The 14,374-nt window shown below is 47.2% G+C and carries 10 protein-coding genes, 2 pseudogenes and 1 riboswitch; of the genes and pseudogenes, 11 read left to right on the top strand and 1 reads right to left on the bottom strand.

All coding sequences use genetic code 11. From position 1 onward, the window contains the following. Positions 1-120 precede the first annotated feature (120 nt). The 8 genes from ACWJJ4_RS12825 to ACWJJ4_RS12860 all read left to right on the top strand — a co-directional run bounded on the left by ACWJJ4_RS12825 (position 121) and on the right by ACWJJ4_RS12860 (position 11,655). A complete protein-coding gene (locus tag ACWJJ4_RS12825) occupies positions 121-1,206 on the top strand; it encodes a hypothetical protein (protein ID WP_044053280.1) in 1,086 nt (361 codons plus the stop codon). Next, a complete protein-coding gene (locus tag ACWJJ4_RS12830; protein ID WP_003156258.1) occupies positions 1,187-2,035 on the top strand; it encodes a diguanylate cyclase domain-containing protein in 849 nt (282 codons plus the stop codon). Before ACWJJ4_RS12825 ends, ACWJJ4_RS12830 begins: the two co-directional genes overlap by 20 nt. Beyond that, positions 2,025-3,752, top strand: a complete 1,728-nt coding sequence (locus tag ACWJJ4_RS12835) for a DUF2334 domain-containing protein (RefSeq protein WP_146283816.1) — start codon at positions 2,025-2,027, stop codon at positions 3,750-3,752. The genes ACWJJ4_RS12830 and ACWJJ4_RS12835 overlap by 11 nt, the downstream gene beginning before the upstream one ends. Further along, entirely contained in the window at positions 3,745-5,007 is a 1,263-nt protein-coding gene (locus ACWJJ4_RS12840; RefSeq protein WP_017419244.1) for a glycosyltransferase family 2 protein, read from the top strand. The genes ACWJJ4_RS12835 and ACWJJ4_RS12840 overlap by 8 nt, the downstream gene beginning before the upstream one ends. A 5-nt stretch (positions 5,008-5,012) precedes the next feature. After that, positions 5,013-7,118, top strand: coding sequence for a cellulose biosynthesis cyclic di-GMP-binding regulatory protein BcsB (locus tag ACWJJ4_RS12845; RefSeq protein ID WP_146283815.1), 2,106 nt, complete (start codon positions 5,013-5,015; stop codon positions 7,116-7,118). Between the two features lie 134 nt (positions 7,119-7,252). Then, positions 7,253-7,399: riboswitch (cyclic di-AMP (ydaO/yuaA leader) on the top strand. Positions 7,400-7,555: 156 nt separating this feature from the next. Then, a complete protein-coding gene (locus ACWJJ4_RS12850; RefSeq protein ID WP_014304368.1) occupies positions 7,556-9,376 on the top strand; it encodes an APC family permease in 1,821 nt (606 codons plus the stop codon). Between the two features lie 53 nt (positions 9,377-9,429). After that, on the top strand, positions 9,430-9,876 hold the full coding sequence (locus ACWJJ4_RS12855; protein WP_369614640.1) for an NUDIX hydrolase: 447 nt from the start codon (positions 9,430-9,432) through the stop codon (positions 9,874-9,876). Positions 9,877-9,933: 57 nt separating this feature from the next. Continuing rightward, positions 9,934-11,655, top strand: coding sequence for a pyruvate oxidase (locus ACWJJ4_RS12860; RefSeq protein ID WP_454021683.1), 1,722 nt, complete (start codon positions 9,934-9,936; stop codon positions 11,653-11,655). A 125-nt stretch (positions 11,656-11,780) separates the two neighbouring features. Here the strand turns inward: ACWJJ4_RS12860 and ACWJJ4_RS12865 are convergent, their stop codons facing one another. Beyond that, positions 11,781-12,218, bottom strand: coding sequence for a GNAT family N-acetyltransferase (locus ACWJJ4_RS12865; protein WP_094247226.1), 438 nt, complete (start codon positions 12,216-12,218; stop codon positions 11,781-11,783). Positions 12,219-12,351: 133 nt separating this feature from the next. Between ACWJJ4_RS12865 and ACWJJ4_RS12870 the strand changes: the two are divergent. The 3 genes and pseudogenes from ACWJJ4_RS12870 to ACWJJ4_RS12880 all read left to right on the top strand — a co-directional run. Continuing rightward, positions 12,352-12,467: pseudogene (locus ACWJJ4_RS12870) on the top strand (hypothetical protein); the annotation flags it as partial. A 448-nt stretch (positions 12,468-12,915) separates the two neighbouring features. Then, a pseudogene (locus ACWJJ4_RS12875) lies at positions 12,916-13,171 on the top strand (peptidoglycan-binding domain-containing protein); the annotation flags it as partial. Between the two features lie 424 nt (positions 13,172-13,595). Beyond that, entirely contained in the window at positions 13,596-14,363 is a 768-nt protein-coding gene (locus ACWJJ4_RS12880) for a YiiX/YebB-like N1pC/P60 family cysteine hydrolase (RefSeq protein WP_079898242.1), read from the top strand. Positions 14,364-14,374 lie beyond the last annotated feature (11 nt).

A 14,374-nucleotide genomic window follows, 5' to 3' on the forward strand; every position in this document is an offset into this window, starting at 1 on the left:
AAAATTTTCCAATGTGAAAAAATGCTAGTATTCTTTTATCGTTTCCTTTATAGTAAAAATACTTTGTGAAAAAATAAGATATGGGTCTAAAAAAGGATTTGTAAAATAGGAGGATGGACTGTGAAGCAATTCGTTTTTCGTCTGATGATCCTTTTGATTTCGATCGTTCTGACTGCGGGGTGCGCGGAGGCCGGCACTGAAAAACAGACGGCGGCCGAACCGTCCGGACCGCTTCAGCCCGCAGAGCATTTTATTTATCATAAATTGATGAACGGGCGGGGGATGATCCGGACGAACATATCCGGTGAGCCGGAATATTTATCTGAGTCTCTCGGACTATGGATGGCATTTTTGCTGAACAGGAAAGATGAACGGCAGTTTCAAGCGCAATATCAGCTTCTCACCGATTCGTTTCTGACGAAAAACGGGCTCGTGTCGTGGAAGATTGACGGGAATAAAGCGAGCGGCACCAATGCCTTAATTGACGATTTCAGAATCATGAACTGTCTGAATGAGGCCGGAACCCTGTGGGGAAACAGTGAATACGGGAAAACAGCGGTGCAGATCGGGAAGGCGCTGGAAAAATACAATACGAATGACGGGTATTTTACGGATTATTATGATGCCGCTTCAAATGCCGCATCAAAGACCGTGACGTTGTCCTATGTTGACCCCGGCGCCTTACAGATGCTCAGAGAAAAGGGGATTATCGATGAGAAAACGGAAAACCGGAACCTTGATGTTCTCAATCTTGCGCCCCTGAAAAATGGTTTTCTGCCGAAATCATTCAATACCGAAACAAAGGAATACAAATATGACAGCGAAGTGAATGTCATCGACCAGCTGTACGCCGCCGTGAATCTGAAGCGGGGGGATGGCAAGGCTGCCGCGCTGTCAAAATGGATGATAGAGGAATTTAAGTCGCGCGGACAGCTGTACGGACGATACAGCGCAGACACGAAGGAGCCGGCGGTTCAGTACGAATCACCGTCCGTTTACGCCCTGGCCGTTCTTTTTTTAGCAGAACAAAAAGCTGATCCGGCTGTCATCAAGCCGCTTTATGAAAGAATGACTTCATTTGAAACACTGGACACGCTGAAACCCGATTACGGCGGCTATATGAGCGGGAGCGATACACATTCTTTCGATAACCTGCTGCCGCTTCTGGCTGAAAGGAAATTGTTTAATGAAAATATCATTCAATGAATCACAAAAACTGTGCAGCTACACAGCAGTTATGCTGGTGCTGCTGTCTTTTTTTATTTACTATGCGTCTCAGCAATCCGCAGGGCTTCTGATAACCTGCATCACATTGCTTGTTGCGGGAGCCGGCATATGGTTCGGGGCAATCTACGCGCTCGTCATCACCTTACTCGTCTTATTTGTTCTCGGCAGCCTGCTCCTGTGGTTTCAGACCGGGAGCTTTATGGCGTCTGCCGGTGCCGAAAGTCTGCAGGTGCTGGTCATTTGGGGGATTGCGCTGCTGCTCTTTTCTTACATAGCGGGAAGGATTCACGAGTTGGCGAAGGGGCTTGAGCGCTCAGTGAAACAGCTGCGTGAAGAGATTACGAGCTTTGTCGCCGTCGACAGGGTGACAGGCTTTGACAACCATCTGCGGATGAAGCTGGAGCTTTCCGAGGAGATCAAGCGGGCGGAACGCTACGGCAATTCCTTCGTCTTTTTGCTGCTGCACATGCATTATTTCAAGGAATTCAAATCCCTGTACGGAGAAAAAGAGACCGATCGGCTGCTGGCGTTTATCAGCCGCCAAATCCGGTCAAGCGTTCGGGAAACAGACAAAAAATTCAGGCCGTCCGCCGAACGGTTCGGCATCGTGCTGACCCATACGCCTGAAGAAAACATGCCGGCCGTTCTGGCGAAGCTGAAAAAGGAATTGGATACGTACCGGCTTCAAAACGGTAAATACGTCTCCATCACCTTCCGTGTATGTTACTTGGCGTACCGAAAGGATTTACAAACGGCCGAGCAATTTTTAAACGAACTGGAAAACGAGATGATGATGAATGAACTCTAAATGGATACGTCTCTTACTCTCGGCGCTCTTCATGATTTCGGCGGTTTATGTTCCCCGTCCGGCGGAAGCAAAAGACAAAAAGGACGGCATTCTCATTATTTATACAAGCACGGACGGCAAAGAAACCGCTGAGGTCAAAATGCTTGATCTGACTGCGGGCCATTTCTCATCCGCCGTGACTGTGAAAAGCGACGGAGACATCACAGCCGCGGACCTCAAAAAGAATCGGCGCGTCATCTATTACGGTGTCACGAAAAAAAAGCTCAGCACATCATTTGTGTCACTGATCAGCAGCATGCCGCAGCAGCTTATCAGCATCGGCTATAACGCCGGACAGTTCCGCCAATTTGCGGGGTTGTCCCTGACAGAAAAAGAAACGGTATACCGCATTTACAGCAAGAAAGGAAAAACAGACATGCCGCTTGAAAAAGGGATGTCCGTGCTCGGCGTATCGGGAGTAAAAGGAAAGTCCCTTTATACATACCGGTCCGGTGACGGCAGCACCCGCCCTTTTATGTGGAAAACGGCGCGCTCTGACTATTATTTCGGTGTGACGAGCCTGTTAAATGATTCGTTTCTGACGGCGAAAGCGATGCGCAACGCATTCGGAGAATCAGAGGGCGGCACCCTCCTTTATTTGCGGCTTGAAGACATCAGTCCGATGTCAGATGAAACATTGCTTTACGAAGCGGGCGCTTACCTGCATAAAAGACACATTCCGTTTATTCTGGCGGTCATTCCGGTCTATCTCAATCCGGAAAACGGAGAAAAAGTATACCTGGCGGACAAGCCGAAAATGGTCCGCGTCCTGAAAAAACTTCAGCAAATGGGCGGCAGCATCATTATTCACGGCTACACGCACGCATACCGATACAGCGAAACGGGAGAAGGCTTTGAATTTTGGGATGCCAAAGCGGATCAGCCGATTACGTCAGAAAATGCGGATGATACTCCGGTCAAGCTTGAAAAGGAACAGGATTTTCCGAATGAAAAAGCGTACCGGGCGTATGTGAAGCCTTTCCGTGAAAAAGAAAACATCTACACGAGAACGAAGCTGGAGCAGGCGATTGACGATCTGACAGAGCTCGGCCTTTACCCGCTGTCATTCGAAGCGCCGCACTATACGATGTCTGAAGAAGGCTACAAAATCGCATCTTCTTATTTCTCAAGCATTTTCGGACAAGTGCAGCTCAGCGGCACGACGTGGAAAACCTCGGGCGCCCCTCCGTTCGTCTCAAAGCCGGCTATGCTGGACGGGATGACGCTGTACCCTGAAACAATCGGTTATGCCGATAACTCAAAGGAAAATCCGCTCGGAGATATGGAGAATCATATTTCGCAGATGATTGATTTCGGCGGCGGAACGGCGGGCGGTTTCTACCATCCGTATCTCGGCATGAAATACCTTCCCGAGCTCGTCAATCAGATGGAGCGGATTCCCGGCGGCGAGTGGCTCGATCTGAAGAAAACGAAGCAAACGGTAACGTCGGACAGCGTCAGGATCAAAACGGACGGAGACGGAACCATTCATGTGGAAAACAAGATTCATCCGGTAACGGCCTTTTTCAATCACCATCAGCAGACGCCTCTGGAAAAAGCGCTTTGGATTCTCTCCGGCGTGGTGTTATTGTTTATCATCATGTTCGCCTGCTACGTTCTTTATTTGCGCGCCACATTAAAAAAACGAATCTTTAAGGAGAGAAGAAGCCTTGAGTAACATTCTGTTTTTTATCTCATTAAGTTTAATATGGGTGATGCTTCTCTATCACATGTTTCTGATGCAGGGCGGATTCAGGCATTATATGACCTTCGAACGGAACATTCCGAAATGGCGCGCAAAGATGGGGGAGCTCCCGAAGGTCAGCGTGCTCATTCCCGCGCATAACGAGGAGGTCGTCATCAGGCAGACGCTGAAGGCGATGGTGAACCTGTATTATCCGAAAGACAGGCTTGAGATCATTGTCGTTAATGATAATTCCTCCGACCGGACGGGAGATATCGTCAATGAATTTTCCCGTCAGTATGACTTCATTAAAATGGTTATCACAAAGCCCCCTAACGCCGGAAAAGGAAAATCTTCGGCGCTGAACTCAGGGTTCGCGGAATCGAACGGAGACGTGATCTGCGTGTATGATGCGGACAATACGCCGGAAAAAATGGCGGTGTACTACCTGGTTCTCGGTCTGATGAATGATGAGAAAGCGGGAGCGGTTGTCGGGAAATTCCGTGTTATCAATGCGGCCAAAACGATCCTGACGAAGTTTATCAATATTGAAACCATCTGTTTTCAGTGGATGGCGCAGGGCGGCAGATGGAAATGGTTCAAAATCGCCACCATCCCGGGAACGAACTTCGCGATCAGGCGGAGCATTATCGAACAGCTCGGCGGCTGGGATGATAAGGCGCTGGCGGAGGATACCGAGCTGACCATCCGCGTGTATAATCTCGGCTATCATATCCGCTTTTTCCCGGCGGCTGTGACATGGGAGCAGGAGCCTGAGACATGGAAGGTCTGGTGGCGTCAGCGGACAAGATGGGCGCGCGGCAACCAATACGTCGTTCTCAAGTTTTTATCCCAATTTTTCAAGCTGAAACGCAAGCGGATCATCTTCGATCTGTTTTATTTCTTTTTTACGTATTTTTTGTTTTTCTTCGGTGTGATCATGTCAAACACGATTTTTATCATCAATCTTTTTTACGACCTGCATCTGGCAGTCGGGTTTTTGGCGATGATTTTGTGGATACTGGCCTTTTTCCTGTTTATGACTGAGGTCATGATTACTTTGAGCATTGAAAAAACAGAAATGAACAAACAAAACTTCTTTATCGTATTTCTGATGTACTTTACATACTCCCAGGCTTGGATCGTGCTCGTCATCTGGTCATTATTCACAGAGATCAAGCACCGCTTGTTCAAGCAGGAAGTCAAGTGGTACAAAACGGAGCGATACAATCAAAATAAAAGCGGGTGACCTTTTTGAAAAAAGCGATCATATTGATAACCGGCCTTTTGCTATTGATGTATAACGGGCAGGCGGCCGCGGCCCGGGAGCTGAAAACGGACGGTTCCGCCCTCGGGACAAGCGCCGGCGCAAAAGAGCAGCAGGCGCTGACTGGCGATCTGATGACACTGTACGGGGCGAAAGACAGCTCAGAGCTGACCTATCAGATTCCTGCGGGAGCTTCGAATGCCGATCAGTCGCTTCTGATTGATTACGAGGCGTCAAACTTATTAATTGCCCCGTCTTCTTTAACCATCGCCATTGATGATGAACCCGTCAAATCCATAAAGCTTGACGGCAGCTCCAAGCGGAAAACGGTGAAGCTCAATCTCAGCAAAAGCCAATCCGCCCAAGGCTATCACAATGTATCATTACGGTTTTACGGCGTATTAAAAGAGGGCGTCTGCGTCAGGCAGGATACGTCAGGCAACTGGATAAAAATTTATCCGGACAGCCGCCTTGTGCTTTCAGAAGCAAGCAAGTCAAAGGGAGCGGATCTCGGCCATTTCCCGTATCCGTTTGCCCAATCAGGCAATACGGGTGAAGAAACCGATATTATCCTTCCTGACAAACCGACCTCTGCTGAAGCTGAAGCCGCAGTCAAAACAGAAGGATTTCTGAAAACGGCTGACAGCAGGCTGAAGGTATCCTATGTAAAAGAATCCGACGCCGGCAAAATCAGCAATCCGTCAATTGTCATCGGCGCTGATCAGCATTGGAACGGGAAAATAAAAGAGCTTTTCGATCGCGGGAACCTCAAAGCGGAAGACAACAAACTCCTTCTCGCTGAACGGGTTCTGACATCAGGGGACAAACGGCAGCCCGTCCTGTTTGTCACGGCGCACTCAGACAAAACGCTGGCGGATAAAATCCGCGTCATCACAGACAGCGCTTATTCAAGCCAGCTGGGCGGAGATACTTTGACAATCGGCCGCCTTCAGCCCGCTGCGGAAAAAACAGGCAATAAACTGACATTAGAGGACTTCGGCGCGGGAAATGTAACGGTCGGATCAAACAAAACGGCGTCAGAGCACTTCTTTTACCCTGCGGCGGCCGCTGTTGATAAAGACGGTAAGGTTAAGCTTTCACTTACATTAAAAACGTCGGAATCGATTCGGACGAAGGCGGATTCAGCTAATGACGCCGAGAGAGCGGAGCTGAACGTCATGGTCAACGGACAGCCGAATGCGGTGCGTCTTGACGATCTCGGCAATCAAGATAAAGACGGCTTTTACCACGTCTCAATCCCGATTGATCCGAAGCTTTTGCGAAGCAGCAGGTACATTGATCTGCAATTTGTCACGTCAGGTTTGAAACATAACAACCCGTGTATCGACCGTGACGAAAATAAATGGGTCTATATTGATAAAAGCAGCATGCTGACGTATCCGGTAAGTGATGCGGCGCAGAAAGCGGATTTCGGGCAATGGCCGCTCCCGTTTGCGGGCGGCGTGAAAGAGAAAACAGTGATCGTCATCCCGGATGACGTAAACATACAGACACTGAAAGAACTTTCTCTGGTGGCGGATTCATTCGGAAACGGCTTTACCGTAAAGACGGCATCAGACATGAAGGAAGCGGATGCCAAAGGCCGGAATGTTGTGTTTATCGGAGGCCTGCCGCAAATTCCGCTTTTGAAATCAAACGCCTCTAAGCTTCTCGTGCCGTCAGACCGCAGCGGCGCGTACGATGTTTCTCCGTTTCAGATGCTGAATGAGACAACGAAACAAGTCGCGTTTACACAGGAATCACCTTGGGACTCCGGCCGGAGCATCGCTGTTTTTGCTCCGTTATCAGGCAGCGGCGCGTCTGTCACAAAAGAGCTGATCAGCTTTTTAGACAGCACAAACGATGCCGCAACCGTCGTCAACGAAACGGCCGGCAAGCAGCTGTTTTCAAACCATCAGCAAATCAAATCCGATGACAGCAGTCCGGCGGCTGATACGAAAAGCCGTTCCGCAGCACTGAACGTCACGTATATCGCTGTTTTCGCGGCGCTTATAATTATTGCGGCCGGTCTGATCTGGCTGACGGCAAGAAGGAAAAAAAGAAAAGCGGACAATGAAAAAAGTGAAGAGTAATGAAGGAAAAAGAGGCCGTTAACAGGCCTCTTTTTTTGTATTTTTATTTCCATTTTTGGCGGTGATTTTTTTATTTTTGAAACAGCATAAAAGCCCCTTTACAACTGAACGGGACGGGAGTATGATCTCTTTTATAATCTATATCGCTTAATCTGTAATCAGAGCGGGGGAACCAATTTGCGGCGCGTCATGCCGCTTGGGGTGAATCCTTTTTCAGGTAGGGCCAACTCTCATCAGCCCGAATCCGACAGCTAACCTCGTAAGCGTTCATGAGAGGAGATGAATGAAACCTGTGCACGATTATGGCGCAGGGGCATCCGTTTGCCTCTGTGTCTTTTTGCTGTGCCGAAATATGGCATGCAATCGTTATTCAGAGACATCATAGCAGTAAGGGTTTGTAAATCAAACGGAAAATGAAAAAAAGGGGAAGACAAAAAATGTACCATTCAATCAAAAGATTTTTGATTGGGAAACCGCTGAAATCACAGGCGGCCGGAGAGCAGAAACTCACGAAACTCAAGGCGCTCGCCATGCTTTCTTCAGACGCGCTGTCATCAGTTGCTTACGGAACGGAACAGATTCTGATCATTTTGGCTGCGGTAAGCGCGGCCGCGTTTTGGTATTCCATTCCGATCGCAGCAGGTGTTCTCATTTTGCTGCTTGCTTTGATTCTGTCCTACAGACAGATTATTTACGCTTATCCGCAAGGCGGGGGCGCTTATATGGTGTCAAAAGAAAACCTTGGTGAGAAGCCGGGCCTGATTGCGGGGGGCTCATTGCTTGTTGATTATATTCTGACGGTGGCGGTAAGCATTTCTGCCGGAACTGATGCGATTACATCGGCATTTCCGGCTTTGCACCCGTATCATTTGCTCATTGCTGTTTTGCTTGTGATTCTGATTATGATTTTAAATTTGAGAGGACTGTCAGAGTCGGCGTCCATTTTGGCGTATCCCGTCTATCTGTTTGTGGCGGCGCTTGTCCTTTTGATCGTCGTCGGACTGTTTAAGCTCATGACGGGGCAGGTTCATCCGGCCGAGCATACACCGATCGGCACACCCGTGGCGGGCATCACGCTGTTTTTGCTGCTGAAGGCCTTTTCATCCGGCTGCTCGGCACTGACCGGTGTGGAAGCCATTTCAAACGCGATCCCGGCCTTTAAAAATCCTCCGGCGAAAAACGCGGCCCGCACTTTGGCCATGATGGGGATTCTGCTGGCGATCTTATTTACGGGGATTACGGTGCTGGCGTACGGCTACGGCACGGGTCCGAAGCCTAACGAGACCGTTATTTCACAAATCGCAGCGGAAACTTTCGGACGGCATACGGTGTACTATTTCATTCAAGGCGTTACATCCCTGATTCTCGTGCTTGCGGCAAATACGGGCTTTTCCGCTTTTCCGCAGCTGGCGTTTAATTTAGCGCGCGATCAGTATATGCCGAGAATGTTTACGGTACGAGGCGACCGATTAGGATTTTCAAACGGAATCATCTTTCTCGGTATCGCGTCCATCTTGCTCATTCTTTTATTCGGCGGCCGCACGGAACATTTAATTCCGCTTTATGCCGTCGGCGTGTTCATTCCGTTTACGCTGTCGCAGACGGGAATGTGCATCAAGTGGATCAGGCAGAAGCCGAAGGGCTGGGCGGTAAAAATGCTGATCAACTCATGCGGCGCCGCCATTTCATTTATGGTGCTGTGTATTTTATTCGCGACGAAGTTCAATCTTGTCTGGCCGGTGCTGTTATTCATGCCTGCTGTCGTCATGCTGTTTTTCGTCATTAAAAATCACTACACCGCGGTCGGCGAACAGCTGCGGGTCGTTGATCAGCAGCCTGAGGAAATCAAGGGAACCGTCGTCATCGTGCCTGTCGCCGGTGTCACCACCGTCGTCCAAAAATCGATTCAGTATGCGAAATCATTATCGGATCAGGTCATTGCGGTTCATGTTTCCTTTGACAGAGAACACGAAAAAAAGATGGAAAAGCGCTGGGAAGAGCTTCATAACGGCGTCCGCCTCGTCACCCTGCATTCCTCATACCGCAGTCTGGTTCACCCGTTTGATAAGTTTTTGGAAACGGTCGAACAAAAAGCGAAAAAAGAACAGTTCTCCGTGATGGTGCTGTTTCCGCAATTTATTACGAAAAAACGCTGGCAGACCATCCTTCACAACCAATCAGCCTTCTTGCTCCGCGTCCGGCTGTTTTGGAAGAAGGACATCATTGTCGCCACCCTGCCGTATCATTTTAAAAAGTAACGGTAAAGACCGCAGGCTAAAATGCCGCGGTCTTTTTTGTAAAGGAGGACGACATGGCACAAGGCGCGTTTGTCATCATACAAAATGAGGAGCGGGACATATTGCTCGTAAAACGAAAAGACATTCCCTTATGGGATTTGCCCGGGGGCAGGATCGCAGAAGGTGAAATACCTGAAGCCGCAGCCGTCAGAGAGGCCTTCGAAGAAACCGGTTATAACGTGACCATCCTGCATAAAGCCGGTGAGTATGAAAGGCCGGCATTTGAAGATACACAGCATGTATTCATCGGAGCCATTACCGGAGGAACACCGCTGATGAACGGGCCGGAAACCGCCGCATTACGCTGGTTTTCCCCAAACCGGCTGCCGCTGTTCATGGTGCCGAACAGAAAACGGCAAGTAAAAGACGGACTCAATGGGGCGGCAAATCGTAAGGCAGTCCTTAAAGACCGAAATTTGTTATCCATCCTTGATCGGCTGAGAAAAAAGCTGAGAGTATAGCCCGTGTTTCAACCCGTATGAAAAAGGGGATGAATACAGGTAAAAGGAGGATGCAGTATGCCAAGTAAAACAGCAGGACACGTAATGACGGAGCTGCTTGAACAATGGGGAGTCGGTCATATATACGGCATTCCCGGAGACAGCATTAATGAATTTATCGAAGAACTGAGACATGAACGAAATAACCTGACATTCATCCAAACCCGGCACGAGGAAGTCGCCGCCCTGGCTGCCGCGGCTGAGGCAAAACTGACCGGACAGATTGGTGTCTGCCTTTCAATCGCAGGACCGGGGGCCGTTCATCTGCTGAACGGTTTATACGACGCCAAAGCGGACGGCGTTCCGGTGCTGGCGATTGCGGGACAGGTGGCTTCCGATGAAATCGGCCGTGACAGCTTTCAGGAAATCAAATTAGAGCAAATGTTTGAGGACGTGGCGGTATTCAACCAGCAAGTACATACGGCAGAAGCGCTGCCCGATCTTCTGAATCAGGCGATCCGCACGGCTTACAGCAAAAAAGGCGTTGCCGTTTTAACCGTTTCTGATGATTTATTCGCGCAAAAAATCAAACGGGAGCCGGTTTACACATCGCCGATATACCTCAAAGCCGATATAGAGCCGAAAAAAGAACATCTCGTCACATGCGCGCAATATATTAACAACGCAAAAAAACCGGTCATTCTCGCCGGCCAAGGGTTAAAATCGGCAAAAGAGGAGCTGCTCGCATTCGCCGATAAAGCGGCCGCCCCGATTGTCATTACCCTTCCGGCAAAAGGCGTCGTGCCTGACAGCCATCCCCACTTTCTCGGGAATCTCGGGCAAATCGGCACAAAGCCCGCCTACGAAGCCATGGAGGAATGCGATCTGCTGATCATGCTCGGCACATCGTTCCCATACAGGGATTATCTCCCGGACGATACGCCTGCCATTCAGCTTGATTCGGATCCGGCGAAAATCGGCAAGCGCTATCCCGTCAATGCGGGAATCGTCAGTGATGCGGCTCTGGGGCTGAAAGATCTGACGGAATACATTGAATATAAAGAAGACAGAAGATTTTTAGACGCCTGCACCGAGCACATGAAGCATTGGTGGAAGGAAATCGAGAAGGATGAAACCGAAGCGACTCATCCGCTCAAGCCGCAGCAGGTCATTGCCCGGCTTCAGGATGCCGCCGCAGAGGACGCCGTCCTGTCAGTGGATGTCGGAACGGTTACGGTGTGGATGGCCCGCCATTTTAAAATGAAGAAGCAGGACTTTATCGTCTCAAGCTGGCTCGCCACAATGGGATGCGGGCTTCCGGGAGCGATTGCCGCAAGCCTTGCCGAACCTGAGCGGCAGTCCATCGCCATTTGCGGAGACGGCGGATTTTCAATGGTGATGCAGGATCTGCCGACGGCTGTTAAATATAAACTGCCGATTACGGTTGTCATATTAAACAACGAAAATTTAGGCATGATTGAATATGAACAGCGGGTCAAAGGCAACATTGACTACGTCACCCAGCTGCAAAATATGGATTACGCCGCTTTTGCAGAAAGCTGCGGAGCAAAAGGCATCAAAGTGACGAAACACGAGGAATTGGCTCCCGCTTTTCATGAAGCGCTCAACTCAAATGAGCCGGTCGTCATCGACGCCGTCATCGGCGACGAGCCGCCGCTTCCGGGAAAAATCACTTACGGCCAAGCGAAGGGCTTCAGCAAATACATGCTGAAAAACTTCTTTGAAAACCAAAAAATCGAAATGCCGTCACTCAAGAAAAGCTTAAAACGGCTGTTTTAAGAAGCCGGCGCTTATAAAAAATAAACAGGCAGCATGCCTGTTTATTTTTATTTATTTACCCAGATAAGCCATAGTAAAAGCCCGGCTTTTTATTTTAGTTTTTTCTTCAATAAGGTCTTCCCGGGTTATATGGAATAGGTCAGCCAATTCCCAAGGGAGCCACCCATCTTTTTATAGAACTTTTGTGTACGGTAATTATCAGATGCAGTTATCCATGACATATGCGCATACCCGTTTTCTTTTGTAAAAGTTTCGCATCTTTTAAACAGTTCTTGGGCTGCTCCTGTGCCTCTTGCTTTTTCTGCCACGAATAAATCATTCATTATTGTTATTTTATCTGCTTTCGTCGTACTAAAACTAAAATATAATGTTGCAAAGCCAATAAGTTCCCCATCTTGTTCAGCAACGAATTGAATACCCCTGTTCTTCTCAAATAACATTTCAATCAAATGATGTATCTTTTCAATCGGTGGCTTAGGTCTTTTATAAAAATCCACGATATATAAATACATTAAATCGGTCAATTGTTTTACATCATAGTGTTCTGCGCTTCTGATTATCAAATGTTTCCCTCCTCACTCTTTTTTTAATTTTTGTTATACAAAACTTACACAAACATTCTAAATTATTCAATACTTTAAATTGGTTTTGAACCGGTTTGTTGCCTAAGAAAAAATAAGAAGGCGGAATCATGCTCATGAAGCGCTTAACTCAAATGAGCCGGCCATCATCGACGCGGTCATCGGCGACGAGCCGCCGCTTCCGGGAAAAATCACTACGGCTAAGCAAAAGGCTTCAGCCAGTATTCGCTGTCTGCCTTGATTTATTGAGAAGATTAGTTCTTATCAGTTTTACTGACCTCTTCCATGGTAAGGAAGAGGTCAGCAGTTCGAGCCCGCTTGGACACAGGAAGTCTATCATATTCAAATTTGCTGAAACGGTAACAGAGATCATAAAATCTGCAGCTAGCGAGCGATGGCTGATAAAAAAAGCTTTTGAAGGGCCAGGACAGTTCCTGCCAAACGTGGTTCGCACATTAGCGCCGTCAGCCCCCCTGATCAGCAAAAACAGGAAAAAGGACCGGTGACGACGTCCACTGTCAAAAAAGGTGGAATATTATCGTCATTGCATAGGAGTCAGGCGTAAGCATGGCAACCCTGCAAAGCATTGAATGGCATCAAGGATCCGAACCTGATCAAAGTTGGCCAAGTATTAAAGCTGACTGGCTCGTCCAGCTCTCCATTCGGTAAAAAGACATCATCTTACACGCTGCCGCCAGACATTTTTAAAGTGACAAAGCCCCTTAACTAAGGGAACGTCCGTAAAGCAAATTCAATCGGCGTTAGCGGCTCTCTATTATTATCCGGACAAAGGGGCAAAGAACAACAGAATAGACGGCTATTACGGACCGAAGAAAGCAAATGCAGTCAAACGGTTCCAGTCCATGTATGGCCTATCTGATAACGGCATTTACAGGCCAAAAACGAAAGAAAAAATGTTGCCTCTTCTGAAATAAATGAAACAACCCTTTAATAAGGCTGTACCACAATTCTATATATTTCATAAAAATAAAGAAGTATATAGAATTGCGGTTCGCATTAATGGTAGAATATGTTTGTTAAGAAAGATATTTTGAATGCTTGTGAATTTATGTAAAATTTGAAGGTTAACCTTACGAAGAAATAGTGAAACAACACATTGCCTGGTAAACATTGTTTAAAGCCCAAATCCTATAGTTCAGTTGGCACTACATGTCCCGATTTTGTGTGACATTATACACTCAATAGAAATGATTAAAATATCCCAAATAATTCAAAAAAGGTGTTTACAACCTTATTTACATCCTATATCTTAGAATAGAAGGAAAAATTATTCAATAGTAGGGGGATACTGATGTGAAAAAGATTAAATTTTTACTTACCACCATGTTCTCTACAACTATGTTGATTTCCGGTTTAGGATTGGGATTTGGGAAAAGTGCACATGCTGAAGGATTTCCGCAACTTACTAATGAAAAAGTCCAAACGGAAATACAGGAAATGAAAGATGCCGGCATGACAAGTGAGGAAGTACAGAAATTCTATGAAATGAGTAAAGAAGAGTATGCGTATGTACAAGAACATGCAGAAGACTTGTATAAGGATTCCCAAAAAGAAATCAAAGAATTGAAAGCCTCTGGTCAAATTGATGAAGTTCTTCCTAAATACAAGGAGCCTGAATATCAGCCCAAGAACCAAATTGCAGCAAAAGCGTTAGGTACAAAAGGTGATGTTCTTACAAGCTATGAAATTAATTCTGGAAGTTGGTCTATTGGTGTAGGACATGCTGCGATTGTTTCAACTAACAAATCAAAAACAGTTGAAGCATGGGCGAAAAGCTGGAGCCCTATAAACCAAGATGGAGTTCGCAGATATAATAATAACTGGGGAAGTAAAAAGAAAGTTTATGGTCTATGGGTTAAAGGATCGAATAACAATAAGTATATAAACGCTGCAAAATATGCGGAAAAGCAAGCAAATAATAAAAAGAAATATAATTTCAACTTTTTGAATAAAAAGACAACTGCTAAATTTTATTGTTCTCAATTAGCTTGGCGTTCTTGGAAAAACCAAGGTATTGATATTGACAATGTCAAATGGGACACCGTTGTAACACCAATGGAGCTTGTAAAATCCAATAACACAACAATCTTTTATCATAAGGGTTAAACAAATTGACA

This window comes from Bacillus sp. JK62, assembly GCF_053663455.1.

What these genes read in the sequence shown, in the direction of transcription:
- ACWJJ4_RS12880 (WP_079898242.1), top strand. Translation starts at nt 13,596, where the DNA reads ATGTTGATTTCCGGTTTAGGATTGGGATTTGGGAAAAGTGCACATGCT.
- ACWJJ4_RS12835 (WP_146283816.1), top strand. Translation starts at nt 2,025, where the DNA reads ATGAACTCTAAATGGATACGTCTCTTACTCTCGGCGCTCTTCATGATT.
- ACWJJ4_RS12855 (WP_369614640.1), top strand. Translation starts at nt 9,430, where the DNA reads ATGGCACAAGGCGCGTTTGTCATCATACAAAATGAGGAGCGGGACATA.
- ACWJJ4_RS12860 (WP_454021683.1), top strand. Translation starts at nt 9,934, where the DNA reads ATGCCAAGTAAAACAGCAGGACACGTAATGACGGAGCTGCTTGAACAA.
- ACWJJ4_RS12850 (WP_014304368.1), top strand. Translation starts at nt 7,556, where the DNA reads ATGTACCATTCAATCAAAAGATTTTTGATTGGGAAACCGCTGAAATCA.
- ACWJJ4_RS12830 (WP_003156258.1), top strand. Translation starts at nt 1,187, where the DNA reads ATGAAAATATCATTCAATGAATCACAAAAACTGTGCAGCTACACAGCA.